Genomic DNA, 25,463 nt, shown 5'->3' with positions numbered 1-25,463 from the left:
GGATTATATGTGGGGGTTACCGGGATTGTTCTGTTTATTGACTGTCATAGCATTCAGCATACGCGCATAGACTTCGTTCAGTTCTCTGAGCTGATCCGCCATTTTCTCTGTTTCTGCTTTAATAACTGATCCGTCGGGGAGTGTATCGCCATACATAGTTCTGAGGCGGGCCAGCCCCTGATTGATCTGCTCGATGGCGCCGATCTGGCTGCTGACACTTTTGAGCTGTATCTCGTAGATGGAGTTGAGTCCTGACAATGTACGATTAAGGTTTTCCATCTGTTTTCCGTATTCTTCGGTGTGTGCCGAGAGATTGTGAGGGATTTCATACCCCGGTTCGCCGGGAGAACTTGCCGGATGGATGTGGGGAGCTGTAGATACTTCGGAGTGCTGCGGTGTAAAATTGTGCGTAGCGGAAACGGAAACCGTTTCGCGAGCGGATGGTGGTGTCTGTTGTGCTATAGCAGCGTTAAAACCGGGATCCTCTTCAGAGTTTACGGAAGAGAGCGCCGGGAATACCTGCTCCCACCTGTAATCGCGTATCGGTGAGTCGAACGCCGAGAGGATAAAGACGATACATTCGGTGACCATCCCGATAAAGAGCATCTCATTGCCGAAGGGAAAGTGGAGCAGTTTAAACATCGCACCGAGTATCACGATGGCAGCTCCGAAACTATAGGCAAAGTTGATGAACCGTTTCCCCCGCTCGGTTTGCAGAAACCGTTCAAGTCTGTTTTTATATCTTTTGTAGGCGTTCATTTTTTTAATTATCAATTACTAATTACTAATTACTAATTACTAATTACCGATGAATAGGAATTGTACAAATCTTAAATATTGAATTTGAAATTTTGAATTTATTTCCCCGAGCTGACCTGCGTCCTTACGCAACGAAATCCGATATAGGAACGTCCACGGTTCTGGTGTTCGTTGTCGCGCATATCCGACCGGATAAAGGTAGAGATATCTTTCCATGAACCTCCTTTCACTACTTTTCGTTTCAATGCATAGGGATCTTCGGTAGCGGCATTATAGCTGTATTCAGGGTTCAGGTCACCCATCAGTTCATTCCCCGACTCGGTGTAGGCTGTAGAAGTCCATTCCGCCACATTCCCGGCCATATCATACAATCCTGAATTATTAGGCTTAAAGCTTCTTACTTTAGCGGGAATAAGGTGGTTATCGGCACCATAGGCTCCGTCGCCCGGTTTGAAGTTGGCCTGGAAACAGCCGCTTTCACTTGTTGTAGCATCGGAATCCCACGGGTATCGGTTGTCGGAATTGGCATTCCGTGCTGCCATTTCCCATTCCGCTTCGGTAGGGAGACGATATTTTTCTATCGTCACTCCTTCCCTGTTAATACTCCTGCGCAGAAAGAGGGTACGCCACTCGCAGAAAGCAGTCGCCTGTTCCCATGAAACTCCTACTACCGGGTGGTGTGCGTAGGCGGAATGGGAAAAATAATTGCGTAAATAGCGTTCATTATCCGCGTTCGGAAAATCATTCACCCAGCAGGTGGTATCGGGGTATATATTGACGATACGTGTGTGTACGAAGTCGTAAAGGCTGCTCAGAGGGCGGGTGACGGTTTCGTTAACAATTCGGCCGTCGGAAGCAATATAAGCTGTATCTTTCGATATTATGATGATTTCATTCGGATCGATGATGATGTCACTGTTCAATGTCCTCTCTGCGGGATTCAGTCGGTGCTGTCGTCTGGCCGCTTCCGCAGCATCAAACCACTCGTAACGAAAATTCATCTGGCGGGCATCCAGCATTTTTTCTCCTGTGATGGGATGTGTGGTATAAACACTGTTGATGGCAGCCTCTTCCTCTTCGGTATTTCTTGTCCAGGGGATGGGAATCCTCCAGTTCAACCGGGGGGTGACAGGATCACCATATTCATCCTCAGTGATCTTGTAAAAGTCATCGCCGGCGTAGGCCGGGTCTGCCAGCCGTTCTCGGATGATGGAATCCCGTACCCAGTAAACAAACTGTTTGTATTGGGAGTTAGTGATCTCCGTTTCGTCCATCCAAAAATTATCCACTGATACGCCGCGGGTAGGTATCGAGAATCCCCAAAGAGAATCGATCTCTCCCGGCCCCATGATATAAGCTCCCCGTGACACCAATACCATATTGTATGGTGTGGGTTCCCCCCACACTTTGCCTGCAGGGACGCCGGTCAGTTCACCGCCGATACTGCTCCCGATCCCCCGTCTTCCACAAGAGACGATCACTATCAGTAACAGCCCAAATAAGATATATCTTCTCATAATTGCCAGAAAACTAAAAGCTAAAAATGAAAAACTAAAAGTGACAATATCTGAACTAAAAGAGTCAAGAACCAGGATTCAAGACTTGAACTTTGGGATGTCGGATTGGAATTCACAATCTCCCCAGTCTCCCGGTCATCTCCTCTCCCCAGTCCTTTCTACTTTCCCGCTTTACAGTAACCGGATGCTCTTATGCGGTTGCCGCTTCGGTTTGAAATGATCGAGCGGAAAATTATACCGGAGGTAGAGCTCATGACTCCCCCTGCTATTTTGTCCGATTCCCCTGGTATGCAATCCGTAGGCATATCCCAACTCTACTTCACGGATGGTAGTTCCGGCAAAAAGCAGATATCCGTCGTTCATCCTCCATGATGCACCACCTGATAATTTTTTATTGTATTCGAGGCGAAGCGTAGCCTGCACTTGTAGCGTGCTGAGGTCGGTCTGAACCCACAACATCGGTTGTATTTCTAACGTATGAAAGAGAGTAATATTGTATCCGGCCATCAAATTATAGGAAAGGGGAATAGCCGACAACGTAGAATCGCTTTGAAGATCAGCTCCGAGAGAGTCATTATGTGCATAAAACCGGGGTTGATTGAGATGTATTGCCGACAGACCTATGAAAACAGATTTCCCTGTCCAGGAGATACCGGCGCCCAGGTCGATCACCTGTTTGTCGGCCGGGTCCACTTTCAGCGTCCCCCGGCCGTGTTGTAAGGAATCTTCAAAAATATATTTGCTTCCTGCATCGAAATTCAAGTCATACACTCCGGCTTGTAGCCCCATATTCAGAAAGCCTTTACCGAACTCTTTTTTGAAACTGTATTGTACTGCCAGTAATGAGTTACGCAGTTGGCCTACGGTTTCATTATTAATCACCAATCCGACACCGTGGCGTCTGCCGAAAAATTCAAAGGGCATATCAGCGGTAAGGATAAGTTGTTGAGGTGCATTTTCTATGCCTCTCCATGCATAACGGTAAAAGGCAGTGGTGCTGATTGCCTCTGTATCACCTGCAAACGAGGAATTGAGATAACTCTTTACGGCCCAGTATTGACCGGGCGGGTCATCCCATTGTGCCTGCAGATGTAATAGGCTGCATAGCAACAGGAGTATGGTTAATAATAAACACCGTTTTTCCATTATGTGTATAACTGAAAAACGACGAAAAAATTGTGTCCAGGAGGAATTTCCTACTATATTTTGGAGGATTTTACCCGCATAAGCCGGAGCATTCCGAGCATCCATTTCGGAAGCGGTTTTTCGGGATCCCTGTTTTTCAGGTTAAGGCTTAGTCCTAATTTTTTTGCGATTGGTATTTTGTGTGTTTCCACAAATTCGATCAACGTACCGTCCGGATCTTCAATATAGGCAAATTGTCCTGCGGCATCACCCATATCGAAGGAGTTGCCTTCCTTGATATTTTGTGTGGTATCTACCGTAAAGGGATGCCCCAACTCCGCACACTTTTTGCGTAATGCATCCATATTCCGGATATCGAAACAAACCTGAATAAAGCCGGGATCACCCCAGAAACGCCCTTCGTAAAGTTTTTTCGGGGTACGTTCCAGTGCCTGCACCAGTTCGATATAGGAGGGGCCGAATAGTTCACTAAGGCTTCCTTTTCTGGGTTGTGAGTGTGTCAGCAAGCGACGACGAAATTTTTGTGTACCTGAAGGCAATCCTTCGAAATCGGGAAAAATGCCTGTCTCGTCTGCGATAATCTTGTCATAACCCAGAATATCACGATATACTGTCATCGCTTTATCGATATCTGTCACACCGATAGTTACACCAGCCGCACCGCCTGTCGACTGCCCTTCGTCTTTAAAAATGTAATCGTCCTGTACGATTTGAAACAGATTTTCATATGGGTCTTTCACATAAAAAGTCTGATTTCCGTCGATATTTTTGTTGAGTCCGCCGAGGATATGGGCTTTCGGATTTTTGGAAAATTCTTCGAACGTGTGGGCAACGTCCCTGCTTTTGACTTTGCATATCAAAACACCCAGATCGCCCATATTCAATGTGAAGTCAAGCGGTTTTGGCTTCCGTTCTGAGTATTGCCACACTTCAAAACCGCCGCCACCCTGCATATTAACAGCAATCAGAGCGTGGCGCCGTTGTGGTTTTCCTCCTGTGTAGGGTAGCATCAGTTCGGCAACTTTATCGTCCTCAAGAATACGAATATCCATATTGAACAGGTCAATATAGTATTTCCATGCTTCATACAGTTTTTCTACTCCTATACCTACCTGTTGGATTCCTGCAATGATGTAGTTCTCTTTCATACAATTATGTCGCTTTGATCTTTCTAACTATTTTTCTTGCCAGTCCGGGAAAAAAACGTTTGATATATACCATCAGTAACTCTTTACCTCCGACGAGCACCTCAGGTTTTTGTTTATCAATAGCCTTCACGATCTTCTTTGCTGCTTTCTCCGCAGAGATACCGCTGTTCTGCCCGTCATCCATTTGTCCGTGTTTTCTACCGTCAGCTTCTAACGCATTGTAGGAGATACTTGTCTTTACCCGTCCGGGGCAGACCATCACTACCCGGATATTCCGGTCGTAGTACTCCGCGTGAAGGGTTTCGAAAAAACCATAAAGGGCAAATTTGGATGAAGCATAGGCTGATCGCAGAGGAAAGCCGAATTTCCCGGAGATACTGGTGGTGACAGCGATAGTTCCTCCGTCTTTTTTAATCATGTCAGGTAACAGCTGTTTACTGATCTTTACCGGTGCAAAGAAGTTCACAGCCATGATCTTTTCATCTACCTTGCCGTCTGTTTCCAGTATTTTGGAGCGTTGACTGATACCGGCATTCAGAAATGCGATGTCGATCTTCCCGAAAGCAGTAATGGCTTTGTCGGTCAGCTCGTCGATATGTGCCAGATCGGACAGGTCATATGGTAATATTACGCATTGTGCACCAAGCCGGATACACTCTGCCTGCACTTTCGCCAACCTATCGGCCCGTGTAGCCGTAAGGATCAGGTTGACTCCTTTCTGTGCATAGAGATAAGCGCATACTTCACCGATACCCGACGAAGCACCTGTGATCCATATTGTTCTATTATTAATTACCAATTACCAATTACCAATTATTAATTACTAATTACCAATTTCACTTTTCGTTTTTCTCTTTTATAATCAGCACATTAACTAATCATCAAATCAGTAAATTATCACATCAACAAATTATCCCATTAGCCTAATCACCATTCCACCTTTTCTCCTTCAATTCCTTTTCTCCTTCAATTAGTCGCGCATCACCTCATTCCAGAGTTGTGACCGGTAATCGTCTATGGAGTGGGGAGCACATTCATCCACATTATATACATTATGGGAGGTATAGATCATCTGCTCCAGGAAATAGGGAGCACGATTGGGTCCTTCTCCGATATTGAGCAGTACTGTCTCTCCGTTTTTGATGAGGTTTTTCCTGAGTGCGACGAAGAATCCGGCGATAGAAACGGCAGATGCCGGTCCGGGGATTACTTTCTGCTCATAGGCAGTCAGTTTACCTACGGATACCAGTTTTTTTTCACGCATTCGCAGGAAGCTGCCTCCTGACTCTTTTACCAATTTCGCTACGATGGGGTAGGTAGCCGGATTTCCGGTTGCCAGGGTAGGAACTTCTGTCTGAGGATTGTCGATAATAGGATATTTCTTCTCAAAACCTTCGGGGAATCCGACGGCTTCGGCGTCTTCCCACGCCTGCACCATCGGGTCGCATCCGTCTGTCTGTATCAGAAGGAAGCGGGGATTTTTCAATTCAGGATAGACCTGTTTAATCTCGCGGATACCTTTGTCTATAGCAATGGGGCCTGTACCGCCACTGACTGCCTGGATATATACATCAGGAAACTTATCCATCTGGCGAAGCCATTCGAAGACCATTGTCTTCTTTGCTTCCACACGGATAGGATCGATGTTGCCGGTCGATATCGGAATATTGTGCAGTCTGGCATATCCCGCTGCAATCTCCTTTGCTTTGGCATAGTCGCCCATCACACGGAAAACCTGTTGCCCGTAGGAACTGATAGTGGCCTCTGATGTTTTGATAGCGTCTTCCGGCATGAATACGGAACAATTCACCTTTGCCAGGGAAAGATATTTGGCATAGGCCGTAGCCGAATTACCGGTGGAAGCAATACAATACTGATTGATGCCGATCTCGTTGAACAGGCTGGCTGCCAGCGAAGCAGCAATATCCTTAAATGTCCCTGTACCTCCGTTCAGGTCATTCCTGTAGACATGAACATTGAGATCGAGTCCGTACTTCTCTTTCGCAAACTCTTCGAGGAATGTCCACTGTTCTACGGGAATGGCACCTTCACCTTTCGAGATGATATGCCTTCTGCGTAATAGCGGAAGAAAAGGGAAATAGTGCCAGAAACTGTTAGGGTTGCGGCGTCCGATAAGTCGCGGTAACCGCTGATAACGTCGGTTGTACCACACTTCGGAATGTTTGCTTCCGCACTTCGGGCATTGTTGATTCTGTTCGAACCATGTCCAGAAGTTGGGAGTCACATGCCCACAGCCGGTACAGGCTAAATGGTACTTATGCTGAATTTTTATGCGAAGCATTTTCTTTTTTTATGTAGTGGACATCGATTTCATCTCGTCAGCCATATATTTTCCCGCTTCGAGATTAACCTTTATCTTTTTGAATACCTCAATGGTCTCATACACATCCTTCTGTGTATGAGAGGCAGTAGGGATCAGTCTGAGCATTAATACTCCTTTAGGTACCACCGGATATACTACGATGGAGCAGAAAACATTATGATTCTCACGCAGATCGATTACAATATTGGTGCCTTCGGGAACGGAGCCGCTGAAATAGACGGGGGTCACCGGTGATTGCGTATTGCCGATATTGAATCCTTCGGCCACCAGTCCTTCTTGCAACGACTTGGCGATTTTCCACAGATTTTCTTTATATTGGGGCTGTGTCTGTAATATTTCGAGGCGTTTTAATGCACCGATCACCATGGGCATAGGAAGTGATTTGGCAAAAATCTGAGAGCGCATATTGTATTTCAATGAATTGACGATAGCTTTTTCAGAAGCGACAAAAGCACCGATACCGGCCATTGATTTAGCAAAGGTGCCAAAATAAATGTCCACTTCGTCCATCAATCCGAAATGTTCGCTTGCACCCGCTCCGGTCTCTCCCATGGTGCCAAATCCGTGTGCATCATCTATCATGAGGCGGAAATTATATTTTTCTCTGAGTATAACGATTCCGGGAAGATTTCCCAAATCGCCCGACATACCGAATACCCCTTCGGTAATCACCAGGATACCACCGCCTGTCTCTTCTGCTTTTCTGGTAGCGAAACCAAGCATCTTGTCACATCTCTCCATATCGTTGTGGGGAAATACAAAACTCTTTCCACCCTTGGCTTTATGCAGAAAAATGCCGTCCATGATACAAGCATGGGATTCGGAGTCGTAAACAATAACATCATTCCTTGAGACCAGAGAATCGATGATAGAAACCATTCCCTGATAACCGTAATTCAGCAGATAGGCAGCCTCCTTTTTCTCAAAGGCAGCGAGTTTTTCCTCCAGCTCTTTGTGATATTTCGTTTGTCCCGACATCATACGTGCTCCCATAGGATATGCCATACCCCAGTCGGCTGCAGCTTTCGCATCCGCTTCACGAACTTCAGGGTGGTTGGCCAATCCCAGATAATTGTTCAGACTCCAGGTGATCACCTCTTTACCGAGAAACCTCATTCTGGGACCTATCTCACCTTCCAGTTCGGGAAATATAAAATATCCTTCCGCTTTCTTGCGATACTGTTCAAGCGGACCTTCGGCACTTTTCAGCCGGTCAAAAATATCTGTCATGATTGTATATGATTGATTTGATTTTCCTTTTTGCAAAAATAGCTATTTTTAAACTAACTTAGAAATATCTGTACAGGTAAATCCCGTCCCTGTAGAAAATGAGCCGCCCCTATCCTGAATTGAAAAGAGCGGCTGTTGACGGGTTGTTTGTATAGACCCCTTATCTTGTCGGATTTATATTTTACGGCTGTCTTTTACTTCTACAAAATCTGCATCTTCGATTTCGCTCGACTCGAATTTTTTTTTCTGATACTCAATGATCCGATCTTGTTGGTTTTCAGGTTGTCTGGTCTGTTGTGCCTGTTGCTGCCGGAAGTTTGAAGTCTGTCTGCCACGCTTTCCCATAAGAAAGGCTGCGACTGCTTTCAGCAGAAAATAGACAACCATAAAACCCAGAAGAAATTTAATTAGGAATCCCATATGTTGTGTGATAAATTGATTCAGGAATAAAGATACAATGATTCACGCAATGATAATCAATCTATTTGTATTATTTAACGGTTCTCTGCTTGCTGCTACGGCCTAAAACAGAGAGGAGAATATAGGCTGCTATTCCCCAAGAGATACCGCTGATCCCCTGTAGCGTAATAAGCAGGATCATCAGGATGATCAGAAAAATCTGTTTTTCATTCCCTTTGAACGCCATTTTTTTGATTTTTAATGAGAACATCGGTATTTCGGAGATCATCATCAGCGACATTAGAACAATCAATCCGGCGGTTAGATAGAAGAAGTTTTCATTTAGGGTTACTATTTCAGTCATTCCGAAGCAGTAGCTAATCCAGAATAGTCCGTTGGCCGGAGTAGGCAGGCCTATAAATGAGGTGGTTTGTCGTTCGTCTATATTGAATTTGGCCAGCCGGTAGGCAGAAAAAACAGGAATAAGAAATGCCAGATATGGGATCCAGATGTGCAGAGGTTCCAGATAACCTGGCAGTAAGGAGTAATCCCGAAGTAGTATAAAAACTGCTGATGCAGGTGCAGTACCGAAACTGATCACATCTGCCAGGGAATCCAGCTCTTTACCCAAAGGGGAATAAGCTTTTAGTAGTCGTGCCGCCATCCCATCCAGGAAATCGAACAGGGCGGCCATTGCAACCCATATTACTACCGCTTTAAAGTTACCTTGGAACGCCATGACAATGGCTATGCATCCCGAGAAGAGATTCAACAAAGTGAGAATATTGGGTATCTGTTTTCGCATAGTCCGTTATCTTTCCTTTTGGGTGAGCCTTGCCAAAAAGGTGACGTTGGCATGTACTTCTTCTCCCGGTTCGACCAATATTTCACTGTCCAGCGGCAGAAAAATATCCATTCGGGAACCCAGTTTGATGAAACCGAGTGGCGCTCCTATATGTACTTCATCACCCTCTTTCACATAGGTGATCACTCTTCTTGCCACTGCCCCGGCGATCTGTTTCGTGAGTATTGTACCATGATCGGGCGTCTCTATCAAAATATTCGTATGCTCATTTTCATGGCTCGATTTAGGCAGGTATGCGGCATGAAAATTTCCCTCTATATGGGAGAAATGAGTGATCTTGCCGGTGACCGGTATCCAATTGGAGTGAGCATTAAAGAATGACATGAAGATAGAAATCTGAATACGTTCGTCATGGAAGAACTCTTTTTCGAATACTTTTTCTATGGTTACAATTTTACCGTCTGTAGGGGCATTTACCAATCCGTGCAGATCACCTTTATAGGTGCGATCAGGGTGTCTGTAAAAGTTGATCGCCATCGCATATAACAGAAATGACAAGACTGCCAGGAAAAGGGTAAATATTGTACCGGGAAGCAGGATCAGGAGAACTGCATTGATAAGGATAAGTACAACACCTATTTTTATCAAAGCCGATTTACCTTCTTTATGTATTCGTAATTGTTTCATTTCAAAATTTAAAATTCAAGATTTAAGATTCAAGATCATCAAATCTACTAATCATTAAATCACTTCTTCACTTCTCATTTCATTATTCTCATTGGCACATTGGCATATTAGCACATTAATTCATTGATACCTTCCCACCTTCCCACCATTCCACTTAAATATTGAAATGGCGCTGTTGGTATGTCGAGTCAATGGGTTCGCTCTTTCTTTCTATTTCTTCACGATATTTTTCGGGAATAATTTCATCCCATAGTTGAGGTTGAAGATAAGGAACGATAGCGGGAATTACCGCTTCCACCCGTTCGAAGAAAAATGATTCTTCTTTCGTTTTTTTATTGATGACCTGTTCGTTATAGTCGAGCATCAATACCAGATTGAGGATGATACTCAGGAACACCATCATTGTGCCGGTTGCAATTACTGCTCCCAGCAGACGGTTGATAAAACTGAGAAAGATTATATCGATAAAGCGCTGTAGTATTCGTCCGACCAGTGAGAGAGCGATAGCGATAGCTGCGAATGCGAGGATGAAAGACAATACCCTTGCTGCTTCCGGCGAGAGGTCGATCAACCTGTTTATTTCGGGTAGGATGGTACTGGCCAGTCTTCCCCCAAAGATGGCTGCCAGGACGATAGTTGCCAGTCCCACAAGCTGCATAATTAATCCTTTACGGTATCCGTTGATAAAGGCGATAAGCAGCAATATGCCTACGGTGAGATCAAACCAGTTCATAGCTTTTATTCAAGATTGGTTTGCAAGGCATCAACCTGTTCATTCAGGAAAATGGATGCCTGTTGTCCGAATTTTTCCGGTGAGTCGGTGGTAAAGTATTGTATACTACCTTTCTTTGTGCAATTTTTATCCATTTCAGGATGTCTTTGCAGATAGCTCCTGAGGCTTTCGGCCACATACTTTCCCTGGGAAATTACTTTCACATTCTTCGGCAGATATTGGGTTATCTTATTCATGAGTAGTGGATAATGCGTGCATCCCAGGATAATTGTGTCGATAAGAGGATCTTTCTCAAAGAGTTTCTCCAGATGTTGTTGTACAAAATAATCAGCTCCCGGTTTGTGGTACTCCCTGTTTTCTACAAGGGGAACCCACATGGGACATGCTTCGCCCGTTACGGTTATATCCGGGTAGAGTTTGCTGATCTCCAACTCATACGATCCCGATCGAATGGTTCCTTCTGTCCCCAAAATACCTATATGGCCGTTTTCTGAAAGAGTTGCTATCGACTCTGCTGTGGGGCGAATCACACCCAATACCCTTTTCGAGGGATCAAGCTCTGGCAGATTGATCTGCTGGATGGTTCGTAATGCTTTTGCGGAGGCCGTGTTACATGCCAGGATTACCAGATGGCACCCCTGCCTGAAAAACCACTTCACCGCTTCAAGTGTGAACTGGTATACCCGTTCATAGGAACGGCTGCCATACGGAGCACGGGCGTTGTCGCCCAAATAGATATAATCATACTCCGGCATCAGCGCTCTTATTTCGGAGAGTACCGTAAGTCCGCCGTATCCGGAGTCGAAGATACCGATTGGCCCCGCTTTCCGGCTTTCCAGTCCTGTTTGTTCTTCCACGTCTGCCGAAGATCGCTTAGCGGATGCCCAGTTTTGATTTTACGTAAGGATTGGCATTGACCGCATCGGGTGATACAAAGGCGATTCCAGGATTGGCCAGATCATAAATTACAGTATATCCCTGTTCAACACCGACATTATGAATGGCATTGTTTATTTTCTGTTTCAGGGGTTCCAGTAATTCTTTCTCCCGATTTTCAATATCTTTCTGGGCCAATTCCATGAATTGAGTTATCCTACTTTCCAGTTCGGTAAGTTCCTGCATCCTGCGCAGCTTGATATTTTCTGAGAGAGAGGCTTGATAGGTGATATAGTCGGAATACTTTTTGTTGTATTCATTCTGCATCAGTTCCAGCTCTTTTTCGTAATTCTCACTTAATGTAAGCAGTTGCTGTGTGGCCTGTGCTTTTTCAGGCATTTGGTCCAGTAGTTCGGTTGTATTTACATAAGCAACGGAAACTTGTGGCAACACCTGTGAAAAAGCAGTTCCACCGACCAATGAAATAAGTAGGGTAAGCGTGAAAAAAACTCTTTTTGTCATTGTCAACTATTTTAAAAAGTGAATATTCAATTGATAAAACCTGGTTGCAATTGTAATTTCTTTTCCCATCTCCTGTGTGTTGTGGCCGCACCCGCTTGTAAAGAGCAGATGCGGCCGCTCTCAGGGTAGGAATTAAAATTACAATGTCAACTGGTTACCATAAATAAAGCCCTTGAATCTCCGTATTGAACGGGATGATCCATAATTGGGATTTCTTATAATTTTTTCTTTACTTCAGTCTCTTCGTAGGCTTCAACTACATCACCCACTTTTATATCATTAAAATTACGTATAGTGACGCCGCACTCATAGCCTGAAGTAACTTCTTTCACATCCTCTTTGAACCGTTTCAACGATTCCAATTCGCCGGTGAAGATTACGATACCGTCGCGGATAAGACGAATGCGACTTGAGCGTTTTATTTTGCCGTCGCGCACCATACATCCGGCTACGGTTCCCACTTTTGATATTTTGAATACTTCCAGCACTTCAACGTTACCGGTAATCTCTTCCTTGATATCGGGAGAAAGCATACCTTCCATAGCCGCTTTGACCTCTTCTATGGCATCGTAGATGATAGAGTAGAGGCGGATATCCACACCTTCTTTCTCTGCCTCTTTACGTGCTCCGAGTGAGGGACGCACCTGGAAGCCAATAATAATGGCATCCGAAACTGCCGCCAGGCTAACGTCCGATTCCGAGATTTGCCCTGCGGCCTTGTGAATAACATTCACCTGGATCTCTTCCGTAGAAAGACGTATCAATGAGTCGGAGAGTGCTTCTACCGATCCGTCCACGTCTCCTTTCACAATGATATTCAGCTGCTGGAAGCTGCCGATGGCGATGCGGCGTCCGATATCGTCGAGTGTAAGCATTTTTTGTGTACGCAACGATTGTTCGCGCTGCAATTGTTCGCGACGGTTGGCAATTGAGCGTGCTTCCTGTTCGGTCTCCATTACATTGAATGTGTCGCCAGCCTGAGGCGCTCCGTTTAAACCGAGTATCAGAGCCGGTTCAGATGGTCCGGCCTCTTCTATACGCTGATTACGCTCGTTGAACATTGCTTTCACGCGGCCGAAGTAGGAGCCTGCCAATACGATATCACCCTGCCTGAGCGTTCCATTTTCTACCAGCACGGTGGCCATATAACCTCTTCCCTTATCGAGTGACGACTCAATGATGGATCCGGTTGCCCTCCGATTGGGATTGGCTTTCAGTTCCAGCAGGTCAGCTTCAAGCAATACCTTCTCCAGTAGTTCATTGATACCGATACCACTCTTTGCCGATATATCCTGTGATTGGTATTTTCCTCCCCAATCCTCTACCAGGTAGTTCATTTCGGCCAGTCTTTCTTTTATTTTTTCGGGATTGGCTCCCGGTTTATCGATCTTGTTAATGGCAAACACAATAGGAACGCCTGCCGCACCCGCGTGGTTGATGGCTTCTACCGTTTGGGGCATCACATTGTCGTCTGCCGCTACGATGATAATGGCTACGTCTGTCACCTTGGCACCACGTGCACGCATGGCGGTAAATGCCTCATGGCCCGGTGTATCAAGAAAGGTGATCTTACGTCCGTCGGATAACTGTACGTTGTAGGCTCCGATATGTTGCGTGATACCACCGGCTTCACCCGCAATTACGTTAGTACTGCGGATCCTGTCGAGCAATGATGTTTTCCCGTGGTCCACGTGTCCCATCACCGTCACAATGGGCGGACGCGGTATCAGGTCTTCTGGCGCATCTTCCTGATCGGCGATTGCTTCAATTACATCGGCGCTCACATATTGGGTTTTGAAGCCATATTCTTCGGCCACAATATTAATGGTCTCGGCGTCGAGGCGCTGATTGATAGCCACCATTACCCCCAGGCTCATACAGGTGGAGATAACATTGGTTACAGGGACATTCATCATATTGGCCAGGTCGTTTGCCGTAACAAACTCCGTCAACTGTAATATGCGGCTTGCCTTTTCCTGCTGTTTGAGTTCCTCCTGTTGTCTCTGGGCGCTGGCTTCGCGCTTTTCACGACGATACTTCGCACCTGCTTTCTTTCCTCTCTTTTCAGTGAGGCGTGCGAGTGTCTCTTTTATCTGTTTTTGTACATCTTCTTCACTGACCTCGGCTTTAAGTGGTTTCCTAAGCGACAATTTTTTGTTGTTGCTTTTGGAACCCTGACTGTAGGTCGTAGGTTTGTCGATGTTCACCTGTCCCGAACGTATACGTTTTCTCTTTTTCTTTCCGCCGTCGCTATCACTATCTGAAACCTCCGGCTGTTTTTTCTTTTCATCGATAGCTTCCTTCTTCAGTTGTTTTACCTTTTCTTCTTTCAGCTTTTTATTGTCCAGCGCTTTCTGTTCGCGTTCAAGGCGTTCTTTCTTCCGTTGTGCTCTTGATTTTCTGGGCGGCCGGGTACGGTCATTGATCGAATCCAGATCGATAGATCCTTTAACCACAATATTGGATTCCAGTTTATTATTATGTAACCTGAATACTGAGTCGGATTTAGTTTCATCGGTTTTTTCTTCCTCTTCAGAGTCATCTTTATGCGACTCTGTTCCGGCAGCTTCCGATACAGATTCGGATGCCGGTTTTGTTACTGCTTCCTCCGGCTCTGGTTTTTTTATTTCTTCCGGTTCGGCTTTTTCCACTGCTACCGGATGTGCTATATCTTCCTTTTTCTCTTCTGCTTGTTCCTCTGTTTTCTCTTTTACGCTCTCCTCCTTTTTCTCTTCTGCTTGTTCTTCCGCCTGAGGTGAAGTTACCTCTTCAGTGGGAACCGGCTCAATAGAAATCTCTTCTGCCGGAACCTCTTCAACAGGAGCCGGTTTTTCTACTTCGGGCTCGGGCTGTGCTTCCACTTCCCGGGAAACCGGCGCAATGATCTCTTCATTCTCTTCCTTCACCGGCTCTTCTCTCTTTGGTTCGCTTTTCTTTTTATGAAGGTTGTCGAGGTCAATACTACCTACGACATTGAAGTGAGGTCTTAATTCGTCAGGTATCTCCGTCTCAATAGCTTCTTTTTCTGTCTTTTTCCTGGGAGTTTGTTCTTCCGGAAGTTCATACCCCTCTATGGCGACAGTCTCCCGTTTTTCGTCACGACGATGTAGTTTTTCACGGGTGATGGTCGCTTCTTTGCGTATATTTTTGTCTTTACCGAATTCGGCAATCAGTATATCATACTGTTCATCCTCAATTTTTGCATTGGGATTTGCTTCTATTTCAATACCTTTCTTGTGCAGGAATTCAACAAGAGTGTTGATCCCCACATTTAAATTTTTTGATACTTTTATTAGTCTTACAGGCATATATCTCTCCTAACCTTTACTCTCTTTTTATGTTGTGAACAGTATGTATACTATATTGATCGGGATTGGATTGGGCTAATTATCATCTTCCTCTTCGGCATCCATGCCCATATCCACATCCGTATCTGTTCCGGTATCCATATCTGTATTTGATTCTACATCTATATCTGTATCCACATCTACATCTGCTTCTACATCCATATCTGTATCATCCAGGTCATCTTCTTCAAACTCGTAACGTAAAATGGCCAATACTTCATCTACTGTACTATCTTCCAGATCCGCTTCTCTGATAAGCCTTTCACGTCCCATCGCGAGTACGTTCTTGGCAGTGGAGCAGCCGATCTTTTTTAACTGGTCGATCACCCATCCATCGATCTCATCACGGAATTCATCGAGATAGATATCTTCTTCGTCCACCTCATCTATGTCGCGGAACACTTCGATGTTATAACCGGTGAGCATGGAGGCCAGTTTTATATTGGCACCTCCCTTTCCAATGGCAAGGGAGACTTCTTCGGGATTAAGAAATACTTCGGCACGACGTTCCTCCTCCCTCACGGTAATGGAGTTGATCCTTGCAGGACTCAATGCCCGCTGGATATAGAGAGTGGTGTTGTTAGTGTAGTTGATTACGTCGATGTTCTCGTTTCGCAATTCACGCACTATGCCGTGAATACGAAATCCTTTCATCCCAACACAGGCTCCTACCGGGTCGATGCGATCGTCATAAGCTTCCACAGCTACCTTGGCTCGTTCACCCGGAATACGGGCAATACCTTTGATGGTAATCAGTCCGTCCGCAATCTCCGGAATCTCCTGTTCGAATAATCTTTCAAGGAATACGGGTGACGTACGCGAAAGAATGATCCTGGGATTGTTGTTCTTGTTCTCCACGCGTGCTACAACAGCACGGGCATGTTCACCTTTCCGGAAAAAATCGCTGGGTATCTGTTCTGTCTTGGGTAAGATCAGTTCATTATGCTCATCATCGAGCAGTAATAATTCCTTTTTCCAGACCTGATAGACCTCTCCGGAGACAATTTCTCCTACTTTTTCCTTATACTTGTTATAGAGGTTGTCTTTTTCCAGTTCCAGTATCTTGGAAGCCAGCGTCTGCCTGAGATTCAGGATAGTGCGGCGGCCGAAATGATCAAGCGATACCTCGTCGGTAACCTCTTCTCCCACCTCAAAATCCTCGTCGATCTTCCGGGCTTCCGACAGGCTGATTTCTAAATTGGGATCCTCCAGTTCATCGTCTTCCACAACCACCCTGTTACGCCATATTTCCAAGTCACCTTTGTCGGGGTTAATGATGATATCATAGTTTTCATCTGTACCGTTGTTTTTGGAAATAACATTGCGGAACGATTCTTCAAGCACGCTGATGAGTGTGGCTTTATCGATATTCTTCAGCTCGTTGAATTCAGAAAATGTATCGATGAGACTGATGGTTTCTTTCTTCTTACCCATATATTATTTAAATCGTATAAGATATTTTGTATGTTTTACTTCTTCAAACGCAAAACGGATATCTTCTTCCACTTCGATTTTGCGTTTGGCACCTTCGGGTTTTATCTTTTTTGTGACTGAGACAATGAACCCGTTGTCATCAGACGATTTCAGCATCCCGGTAATTTTCTGTCCGTTCTTGCTGAGTACTTCCACTTCCCGGCCCTCATATTTTTTGTACTGACGCAATATTTTGAAGGGCGAAGAGAGTCCGGCCGAGGTGACGGTCAGTTCAAAATCTTCTGTGTCACGGTCGAGTTTTGACTCCAGATAACGGCTCAACGCGACACAATCGTCAATATCCACTCCATGATCGTTATCAATTTCTACGGTAATTGTATTATCCGCACTAACCGAAACGTCCGTCAAATAATTGGGCGAACCTTCCAGATACTGCTCCGTAAAATCGATAATCAGTTTCTTTTCGATCATATTTATTTATCATTCAGTAAGAGAGACTCATGAGATATAAATTCACTAAAAGTTCACACACAAAGATATAATTAAAATGTCTTGTGTCGTGATTTTGACTCTTGAGTCTGTTTTGTATGAACAAAAAAGGAAGCGGTGTGTGTCCTGCTTCCCTCCTCCTTTACGGGTGCAAAGATATTATTTTCAAACGGATTCACAAAATGTTTGTGGCTTTTTTTGTATTGTCAGGGCTCCTGTTTGCTACCTCCGGGTGTGATATTATCGGAAAATAATGCGTAATTTTGTCTTCCGAAAAAAAAGTGTATGCCCTGACCGGATTAGAAAGGGCATGCTGATAAACGGATTGAGAGTATGGAGAAAGCAGATATTGATAAGATCGTATATGATAAAAGTGTAATCGACTTCGTCACTATTGCCGTGGAGGTTTGTGTGTTTTTGGAAGAAAATGAACCTCTTCCGCGTGAAGAGTGGGTGGACAGGCTATTGAAAATGCTTCCCCTTTTGTATGTGAAGGCGCTTTTGTTACCTGAGACTGTAACCACGGAGGAGGAAATTCCCGCCACTTTTGTGAGGGAAGAAGATTATTCACGGGTAGCAAACGGGGTGTCGGAAGTGATGGGTGAGGAGGATGTCTATCTTGATGTGTTTGTAGAAGACATGAAATACAGTGATACGCCCGTATCTACGTTTGTGTCGGAAAATATTGCAGATATTTATCAGGATATCAGGAATTTTGTGTCGGTGTATCAGTTTGGCCTTACTGAACAGATGAATGATGCTCTGTATCAGTGTAAAGAAAATTTCCGTCTCTATTGGGGACAAAAATTGGTAAACGTGTTGCGTCCGCTGCACGCGTTGAGGTGTCTCTACCTGGAAAACGAAAATGATGAGGCGGATTTATCGGAGGACGAATTGTGGGGTTAACGATTTCAAAAGAACAGGTGGCAGAGTTGCCATTAGAGACCTTTAAGGGTAATATAGTGGTTGTTGACCATATTGGAGAAATACAGAAAGCTTGCAACTATCTTTCTTCACACAGTGCGCTGGGTTTCGATACGGAGACCAGGCCTGCGTTCAAGCGGGGACAAATAAATAAGGTGGCTCTTGTGCAACTCTCCACGGAGGAGGTGTGTTTCCTGTTCCGTTTAAATAAAATCGGTTATCCTGATGAACTGGAAAGGATCCTGAGCGATCCCGGGATCAAGAAAATAGGTCTTTCGTTGCGCGACGATTTTGCGGCCATCAGAAAACGGTCGGGACGGAAACCGGAAAATTTTATCGATCTGCAGGGTTTTGTAGATCAATTCGGCATAGAGGATAACAGTCTGCAAAAGATTTATGCTATTCTTTTTGGCAGAAAGATATCCAAGAATCAGCGTGTTTCGAATTGGGAAGCGGAAACGCTTACCCCCGCACAACAGTCCTACGCGGCGATCGATGCCTGGGCCTGCCTTCGTATTTATAACCATTTAATCCGAACAGAGAGATGAAACCATACAAAGAGATACGGTTGCGTCCCGGGAAGGAGGCGTCACTACAACGCTTTCATCCATGGGTTTTCTCGGGTGCCATCGCCCATAAACCGGAAGATATGATTGAAGGGGAAACGGTACGGGTATTGTCAGCTGACGGTACTTTTTTAGGGGTGGGGCATTTCCAGATCGGCAGTATTGCTGTACGTATCATGTCTTTTGTTGATGAACCTATAGATGGTGCATTTTATGAAAGAAGACTGTCCAATGCCTATAAGATGCGCTCAACGCTGAATCTTGTCAGACCTGATAATACAATTTTCAGGTTGGTGCATGGTGAGGGTGATTATCTCCCGGGCTTAATTGTCGACATATACGGGAATACGGCGGTGGTACAAGCCCATTCGGTGGGAATTCACAAAGACCTGGAGTTTGTGACGAATGCATTAAAGTGCATCCTTCCTGCCGATGCAGTGAAGCATATCTTTTATAAATCGGAGGGAACACTACCCTATAAAGCCGGTATCTTTCTTGAAAACAGCTATCTCTCGGGAGGGAAGGATGTCGATGAAATTGCCATGGAAAATGGTTTACAGTTCCGTATCGATTGGTTGAAGGGACAAAAGACCGGTTTTTTCGTCGACCAGCGGGAAAATCGTGCACTATTGGAGTATTATGCGGGAGACCGGCACGTATTGAATATGTTTTGTTATACCGGAGGTTTCTCGGTGTATGCCCTGCGGGGAGGTGCTGCTTCGGTGGTATCGGTCGACAGTTCTGCGAAAGCGGTTTCGATTACCGACCAGAATGTAGCGCTCAATTTTGGCGACGATCCCCGGCACAGTTCCTGCCCTGAAGATGCTTTTAAGTTCCTCAAACAGCTTCCTGATGAAGAAAAGGATCTTATTATCCTGGATCCACCGGCTTTTGCGAAACATCGTGGAGCCATCAATAACGCATTGCAGGGCTACAAAAAGCTGAATCTTCATGCGCTGGAGAAAATTGCTACAGGCGGTCTCCTGTTTACTTTTTCTTGCTCGCAGGTGATCTCTGCTGAGCAGTTCCGGCTGGCTGTTTTCAGTGCTGCCGCCATATCGGGCAGGAAAGTACGTATCCTGCACCAACTTACACAGCCGGCTGATCACCCTATCAATATCTATCATCCCGAAGGTGAATACCTGAAAGGATTGGTACTTCAGGTGGAATAAGATTCAAGATTTAAGATTTGTGGACGCCCATTCATTGATCATTAGTAATTAGTCATCAGATAAACCCGGTTAGTAAAAAATGCGTTTAAATCTGTTTAAAACACCGCTGTTCTATCGGAACTTAGTTAAATTATATGAAATATATGATTTTTATGCTAGGAAAGTATGTTTTATAACACAAAAACGCTTATATTTGTAACGTGTTTTTCATGGTATTAGATTTAAGGTTAACAATGAAGATTGGTTGTCGTGAGACAACCTTTCCTTTTTTATGACCCTCTACTTAAAATTAAAAGTGAAAAACTAAAAGGGAACCCTCTTCCCTGACAATCATCTCATCAACACATCCTCAGATTATCACATCATCCATATTGTGATTTCACAAAATATAAACCGGTTGAATGAGCGAAATGGCGCTATTATTGTTATTTTTGTGATGAAAATGGTTTATATATGAATTTTAGGACAATCATAGATATTCCCGTATCGGATATACGGATTGATCACTCCAGCCGGATGATGCTTTTCGGTTCCTGCTTTTCTGAAAATATAGGCAGGAAACTTCTGCAATATAAGTTTCAGGTGGATGTGAATCCTTTCGGTATTCTGTACAACCCTTTTTCTGTTTCCGCTGCCATGCAAAGATTGTTGTCCGCAATTCCTTTTTCGGAAACTGATCTGGTATTCAATAATGGGATATATCATAGCTTGATGCATCATGGCCAATTTTCTGCTCCTGACAAGACTGTTTGTTTGCGGAATATTTCGGAACGTTTTGAAAGTGCTGCCGCAAATATCAAACAGGCGGATCTTTTTCTTATCACCTTTGGTTCTGCATACATATATCGATGGAGAGACAGCGGGGAAATAGCGGGGAATTGCCATAAGTTTCCTGCCCGTCTGTTCCACCGGGTCCGTTTATCGGTAGAAGAGGTTACTGAGGAGTGGAAGAAGTTGATCTCTGTGCTTACGTCCATTCGTCCGGGTATCAAATTGCTGTTTACTGTCAGTCCCGTCCGTCACTGGAAAGAGGGAGCACATGAGAATCAAATCAGTAAATCGGTACTTCATCTGGCGATAGACAACTTACAACAACTTTTCCCGGAAAATGTCTGCTATTTTCCTGCCTACGAAGTGATGATCGATGAACTACGTGATTACAGGTTTTACGATGAAGATATGATGCACCCTTCCTCTTTTGCGGTAGATTATATTTGGCAACTTTTTAGCAATACATTCTTTTCTGCTGAGACCATGCATATTAATGAAGAATGGGAGCATATCCGAAAAGCAATTGAGCATCGTCCGCTTTATCCCGGCACGGAGGCTCACACTGCGTTTGTAAAGGATACCTTACGGAAAATGGAGACTTTTAGCCGGAGATATCCAGAGATTTCGTGCGACGAGGAGAAATGTAAGTTAATGTGATGATGTAATGATTTAATGATTTGAGGATTATTTTTTTATCTACAAATCTACAAATTGGTAAATTAATTTTATGCAATACAGTATTCAAGATATAGGAGCTATATTAGGTGTTCCGGTTAACAAACAGCGATCAGATAGAATAACTATTTTGCTTACCGACAGCCGTAAATTGACACTGCCGGCTGAGACACTTTTCTTCGCACTGGAAACGAAAAATAATGATGCACATGTTTTTATAGGAGAACTGTATGAAAAGGGCGTACGCAATTTTATAGTATCTAAGACTTTACCGGAATGGGAAAAGTTTGCTGATGCTAATTTCCTGAAAGTGAAGAACAGTTTGTCGGCATTGCAGAAGATCGCGGCTTATCACAGAAAAAAATTCAACATACCTGTCATTGGAATTACCGGCAGTAACGGGAAAACTATTGTAAAAGAATGGCTTTACCAGATACTCGAGAAAAATTATAATATTGTCCGTTCACCCAGGAGTTATAATTCCCAAATCGGCGTACCTCTCTCAGTGTGGCAATTAGACGATGATACAGAACTGGGTATTTTTGAGGCAGGGATATCGATGCCGGATGAGATGGAAAAGCTGGAGCCGGTTATCCGGCCTACTATCGGAGTATTGACAAAAATAGGGGAGGCTCATCAGGAAAATTTTGCTTCTTTGCAGCAAAAGATCATGGAAAAACTGACACTTTTTGTCAACTGTGATGTGTTTATTTTTGATGAAGATAACGATCTGGTTTCAGAATGTGTCGATCAGATGGTGCTTTCCCAAAAAACTTTTACCTGGTCGAGAAAGAACAGAGATGCACATTTATATATTTCTTCCGTAAAAAAGAAAGGGGAGAAAACGGTGATTAACTATTCGTTGCTGGATTTTGACGATTCCTTTACCATCCCTTTTACGGATGATGCTGCTATTGAAAATGCAATAAGTTGCCTTGCGGTGGCACTTTACCTGCATATTTCTCCAGCAGATATTTCCTCCAGAATGGCTACACTCGAACCGGTCGCCATGCGGTTAGACGTGCGGAAAGGAAAAGAGAATTGCATTATTATCAATGATACCTATAATTCTGATATCAATTCCATTAAAATTGCGCTTGATTTCCAACAACAGCGAAAGCTGGACCGCCATCTGAAGAAAACGTTGATTCTTTCCGATATTCTTCAGACGGGGATACCACCGAGGTCTCTCTATAAAAAGGTAGCGGAGATGGTTGAGCAGAGTGGCGTGGTGAGAATTATCGGTATAGGCAGAGATATCTCTGCCCATCACGATCTGTTTTCAATGCCGGAGAAATCCTTTTATCAGACAACGGATCAATTCATCTCTTCAGGCGAATGGAAAAACTTCAATCATGAGTTGATCCTGCTGAAAGGGGCCCGGAGATATCATTTCGAACAGATCAGCGCTCTTATTGAGGAGCGTATACACGAGACAATGCTGGAAGTCGACCTGGATGCTGTAGTACATAATTTCAATTTTTATAAATCCCGCCTGCAATCGGATGTGAAACTGGTTTGCATGGTGAAGGCCAACGGATATGGCGCCGGTGCTGTAGAGATTGCCAAGACTCTTCAATACCACCGTTGTGATTACCTGGCGGTAGCTGTGGCCGAGGAAGGGATCCAACTCCGGAAAGAAGGTATTTCTTTGCCTTTGATCGTGTTGAATCCCGAAGTGAATGGTTTCGAAGAACTTTTCTCTGCCGATCTGGAACCGGAAGTGTACAATTTCCGTATTCTGGAGGCATTCATTAAGGAATCGGAACGAAGAGGTATTACTGGTTATCCCATCCATCTGAAAATCGATACCGGAATGCACCGGTTGGGATTTTTGCCGGAGCAGATACCGGAGATGATTGTCCTGCTTAAAAAACAAAAGGGGTTGAAGGTACGTTCCGTATTCTCTCATCTGTCGGCAAGTGAAAGCTGGCATTTCGATGATTTTACCCACAGGCAGATGGAAATATTCAGAAAGGCTGCAGAGGAAATTGAGCAAGCCTTCAATTATCCCGTCTATAAGCATATTCTCAATTCTGCAGGTATGGAGCGTTTTCAGGAAACGAAGTGGGATATGGCGCGTTTGGGAATCGGGTTGTATGGCATAAGTGCAAGCGGTTTACCGGGTCTTAAGAATGCCTGTACATTGAAAACGACTATTTTACAGATCAAGCGGATCTCCTCAAACGAAACTATTGGTTACGGGAGAAAGGAAAAACTGGAACGGGATGCCCGTATAGCTACTATTCGCTTTGGTTATGCGGATGGATTGGACAGGCAATTTGGGAACCGGAAAGGAAAAGTACTTATTAACGGGCAATATGCTCCTATTGTGGGGAATGTTTGCATGGACCTTTGTATGGTAGATGTTACCGATATTAAAGCAGCGGAGGGAGATACCGTTATTCTGTTTGGCGAAAATCTATCTGTAATAGAGTTGGCGGAAAGTATCGGAACGATCCCTTATGAAATACTCACTTCTGTGTCCCCACGCGTAAAACGTGTCTATATTAAGGAATAAAAAAAATATCCCGGCATTGCCGGGATATTTTTTTTATTTACTGTTTGCTATACCTTAATCTTACTCAACGAAGAAGATAGCAACACGGTTCCAGTCATTTTCTGCGTACGGCTGTTCGGTATCACCCTTCCAGTCGATAGAGATACGATCACTGTTGATTCCGTGGTCGTTAGTCAACGCGTCGGCAACCGCTCTTGCACGTTTTTCAGAAAGTGCGAAGTTGTATTCCGGAGTACCGGTTTGTCTGTCGGCATAAGCCACGATGTTTACTTTCGCATTCGGGTTAGCTTTCAGGTATTCAGCAGTGTTGTAAACGCTTACTTGCTGACCTCTGTCGATCTTCGCAGAGTTGATGCGGAAGAATACTACGTTCGGAACGTATACACCTTCAGAAACAACGGTCGGTTGAACTTCAGGACATTCCGGGCAAGATTCCGGTCTGAGTCTCAGTTCTTCGTTTTCAGCACGCAGTCTGTTGATCTGGCTGTTCAAGTCGTTGATCAGGTTGTAATCCATCAGTTCGGCAGGAGTGAAATCCTGTTTTCCGCCAAGACCGAATTTGATACCTGCTGCAGCAGTCAACTTGCTGTCATATTCAAAATCTCCAGCTGTTCCACTGAAATCAAAAGATTCCTGGAATACTTTGTAGCCTATTTCAAGGAACAAAGCAACGCTTCTGGAAAGTTGGAAATTGTTGATCAAACCCACATTGTAGGTCAATGTCTGGTTCTGATGTTTGAACAGGTCTCCGTCAGGATTGGGTTTTTTCCAGTCTGCATCCAGTCCGTACATGTAACCGATACCAAGATAAGGAACCAGGCTGTAAACCCTGTCGGGATTGTAGCTACCCCATGCGTTGGTAACGTCATACATCAGGTCTAAGTGACCGCCTAACCAGTTTTGTTCGGGAGGAACAGTTCCACCTGCAACGTGTTTGATGTGACCACCGTCGATAACTACACGGGCACCCCAGTTAGGAGAGTTCCAGCGTCCGATCTCGATTTGTCCGTTCCATCCCAGACGGTCGCCGAAGCTTGCATCGGCGTCATTTTCGCCTTTGGTCATGTAAAGGTTGGTTCCACCGCCAAGACCAATATACCAATTATCACTTGCTTTGTTTTTCAGATACACTGTACCGTGAGAAACGTTTTGTACTTCTTGTGCACTTATGCTGAAAGCGATAAGAGCCGAGAATAAAAGTAAACCAAACTTTTTCATAAATTTAAATTCTAATTAAACATTTTATTACAATAACTCGATATTATTTTTCTGTCGTTCGTTAGACATGTGTAATACACACTTAGTACCTTTATTACTTCATGTATAACATTTCCGCTAAAATAATGTTCATCGAAGCGTATTCATTCTTACTTCGGATCACAAATATAAAACTTAATT

22 protein-coding genes are annotated in these 25,463 nt (G+C 44.4%); 5 read left to right on the top strand and 17 right to left on the bottom strand.

Going from position 1 to position 25,463, the window contains the following annotated elements:
- Positions 1 to 3 precede the first annotated feature (3 nt).
- The 16 genes from porL to rimP form a co-directional block, all read right to left on the bottom strand.
- The gene (porL, locus tag F597_RS20115) at positions 4 to 759 is read right to left on the bottom strand and encodes a type IX secretion system motor protein PorL/GldL (protein WP_019538528.1); all 756 of its coding nucleotides are present in this window, start codon (positions 757 to 759) and stop codon (positions 4 to 6) included.
- A gap of 98 nt (positions 760 to 857) precedes the next feature.
- Positions 858 to 2,276, bottom strand: coding sequence for a T9SS ring complex lipoprotein PorK/GldK (porK, locus tag F597_RS0104530; protein WP_019538527.1), 1,419 nt, complete (start codon positions 2,274 to 2,276; stop codon positions 858 to 860).
- Between the two features lie 171 nt (positions 2,277 to 2,447).
- Positions 2,448 to 3,422: a PorP/SprF family type IX secretion system membrane protein gene (locus tag F597_RS0104525; protein ID WP_157278954.1), complete on the bottom strand. Its 975-nt coding sequence runs from the start codon at positions 3,420 to 3,422 to the stop codon at positions 2,448 to 2,450.
- Positions 3,423 to 3,475: 53 nt separating this feature from the next.
- Positions 3,476 to 4,570 carry a VOC family protein gene (locus F597_RS0104520; protein ID WP_019538525.1) on the bottom strand — a complete coding sequence of 365 codons (1,095 nt, stop codon included), beginning with the start codon at positions 4,568 to 4,570 and terminating at the stop codon, positions 3,476 to 3,478.
- A gap of 4 nt (positions 4,571 to 4,574) precedes the next feature.
- Entirely contained in the window at positions 4,575 to 5,369 is a 795-nt protein-coding gene (locus F597_RS0104515; protein ID WP_019538524.1) for an SDR family oxidoreductase, read from the bottom strand.
- A 171-nt stretch (positions 5,370 to 5,540) separates the two neighbouring features.
- Complete coding sequence (locus tag F597_RS0104510) at positions 5,541 to 6,872, bottom strand: threonine synthase (RefSeq protein WP_019538523.1); 1,332 nt, start codon at positions 6,870 to 6,872, stop codon at positions 5,541 to 5,543.
- Positions 6,873 to 6,881: 9 nt separating this feature from the next.
- Complete coding sequence (locus F597_RS0104505; protein ID WP_019538522.1) at positions 6,882 to 8,144, bottom strand: aminotransferase class I/II-fold pyridoxal phosphate-dependent enzyme; 1,263 nt, start codon at positions 8,142 to 8,144, stop codon at positions 6,882 to 6,884.
- A gap of 174 nt (positions 8,145 to 8,318) precedes the next feature.
- Entirely contained in the window at positions 8,319 to 8,564 is a 246-nt protein-coding gene (locus F597_RS0104500) for a hypothetical protein (protein WP_019538521.1), read from the bottom strand.
- Positions 8,565 to 8,634: 70 nt separating this feature from the next.
- Positions 8,635 to 9,348, bottom strand: a complete 714-nt coding sequence (gene pssA, locus F597_RS0104495) for a CDP-diacylglycerol--serine O-phosphatidyltransferase (protein ID WP_019538520.1) — start codon at positions 9,346 to 9,348, stop codon at positions 8,635 to 8,637.
- Positions 9,349 to 9,354: 6 nt separating this feature from the next.
- Positions 9,355 to 10,035 carry a phosphatidylserine decarboxylase family protein gene (locus F597_RS0104490; protein ID WP_044060050.1) on the bottom strand — a complete coding sequence of 227 codons (681 nt, stop codon included), beginning with the start codon at positions 10,033 to 10,035 and terminating at the stop codon, positions 9,355 to 9,357.
- Positions 10,036 to 10,189: 154 nt separating this feature from the next.
- Positions 10,190 to 10,768: a CvpA family protein gene (locus F597_RS21485; protein WP_019538518.1), complete on the bottom strand. Its 579-nt coding sequence runs from the start codon at positions 10,766 to 10,768 to the stop codon at positions 10,190 to 10,192.
- A 5-nt stretch (positions 10,769 to 10,773) separates the two neighbouring features.
- A complete protein-coding gene (gene murI, locus F597_RS0104480; protein WP_019538517.1) occupies positions 10,774 to 11,625 on the bottom strand; it encodes a glutamate racemase in 852 nt (283 codons plus the stop codon).
- A 16-nt stretch (positions 11,626 to 11,641) separates the two neighbouring features.
- Positions 11,642 to 12,166 carry an OmpH/Skp family outer membrane protein gene (locus tag F597_RS0104475; RefSeq protein WP_026327116.1) on the bottom strand — a complete coding sequence of 175 codons (525 nt, stop codon included), beginning with the start codon at positions 12,164 to 12,166 and terminating at the stop codon, positions 11,642 to 11,644.
- Between the two features lie 215 nt (positions 12,167 to 12,381).
- Positions 12,382 to 15,474, bottom strand: coding sequence for a translation initiation factor IF-2 (infB, locus tag F597_RS0104470; protein ID WP_019538515.1), 3,093 nt, complete (start codon positions 15,472 to 15,474; stop codon positions 12,382 to 12,384).
- 75 nt (positions 15,475 to 15,549) lie between these two features.
- Positions 15,550 to 16,947, bottom strand: a complete 1,398-nt coding sequence (nusA, locus tag F597_RS0104465) for a transcription termination factor NusA (protein ID WP_019538514.1) — start codon at positions 16,945 to 16,947, stop codon at positions 15,550 to 15,552.
- Positions 16,948 to 16,950: 3 nt separating this feature from the next.
- On the bottom strand, positions 16,951 to 17,418 hold the full coding sequence (gene rimP / locus F597_RS0104460; RefSeq protein WP_019538513.1) for a ribosome assembly cofactor RimP: 468 nt from the start codon (positions 17,416 to 17,418) through the stop codon (positions 16,951 to 16,953).
- Between the two features lie 351 nt (positions 17,419 to 17,769).
- Here rimP and F597_RS0104455 point away from each other — a divergent pair, with 351 nt between their 5' ends.
- From F597_RS0104455 to F597_RS0104435, 5 genes are all read left to right on the top strand, one after another.
- Positions 17,770 to 18,342 (top strand): DUF5063 domain-containing protein, encoded by a 573-nt coding sequence (locus F597_RS0104455; RefSeq protein ID WP_019538511.1) that lies wholly within the window; start codon positions 17,770 to 17,772, stop codon positions 18,340 to 18,342.
- Positions 18,333 to 18,908, top strand: a complete 576-nt coding sequence (locus tag F597_RS0104450; protein ID WP_019538510.1) for a 3'-5' exonuclease — start codon at positions 18,333 to 18,335, stop codon at positions 18,906 to 18,908. Before F597_RS0104455 ends, F597_RS0104450 begins: the two co-directional genes overlap by 10 nt.
- The gene (locus F597_RS0104445; protein ID WP_019538509.1) at positions 18,905 to 20,098 is read left to right on the top strand and encodes a class I SAM-dependent rRNA methyltransferase; all 1,194 of its coding nucleotides are present in this window, start codon (positions 18,905 to 18,907) and stop codon (positions 20,096 to 20,098) included. The genes F597_RS0104450 and F597_RS0104445 overlap by 4 nt, the downstream gene beginning before the upstream one ends.
- A 453-nt stretch (positions 20,099 to 20,551) precedes the next feature.
- Positions 20,552 to 21,526: a GSCFA domain-containing protein gene (locus F597_RS0104440; RefSeq protein WP_026327115.1), complete on the top strand. Its 975-nt coding sequence runs from the start codon at positions 20,552 to 20,554 to the stop codon at positions 21,524 to 21,526.
- Between the two features lie 70 nt (positions 21,527 to 21,596).
- The gene (locus tag F597_RS0104435) at positions 21,597 to 24,065 is read left to right on the top strand and encodes a bifunctional UDP-N-acetylmuramoyl-tripeptide:D-alanyl-D-alanine ligase/alanine racemase (RefSeq protein WP_026327114.1); all 2,469 of its coding nucleotides are present in this window, start codon (positions 21,597 to 21,599) and stop codon (positions 24,063 to 24,065) included.
- A gap of 60 nt (positions 24,066 to 24,125) precedes the next feature.
- On the opposite strand, the gene F597_RS0104430 is transcribed toward F597_RS0104435, so the two are convergent.
- The gene (locus F597_RS0104430; protein WP_019538505.1) at positions 24,126 to 25,283 is read right to left on the bottom strand and encodes an OmpA family protein; all 1,158 of its coding nucleotides are present in this window, start codon (positions 25,281 to 25,283) and stop codon (positions 24,126 to 24,128) included.
- Between the last annotated feature and the right edge of the window lie 180 nt (positions 25,284 to 25,463).

It is taken from the genome of Proteiniphilum acetatigenes DSM 18083 (assembly GCF_000380985.1).
Lineage (GTDB): Bacteria > Bacteroidota > Bacteroidia > Bacteroidales > Dysgonomonadaceae > Proteiniphilum > Proteiniphilum acetatigenes.
Note: the sequence above shows the minus strand (reverse complement) of the source record. Positions and strands in the feature narration are given on the sequence as shown.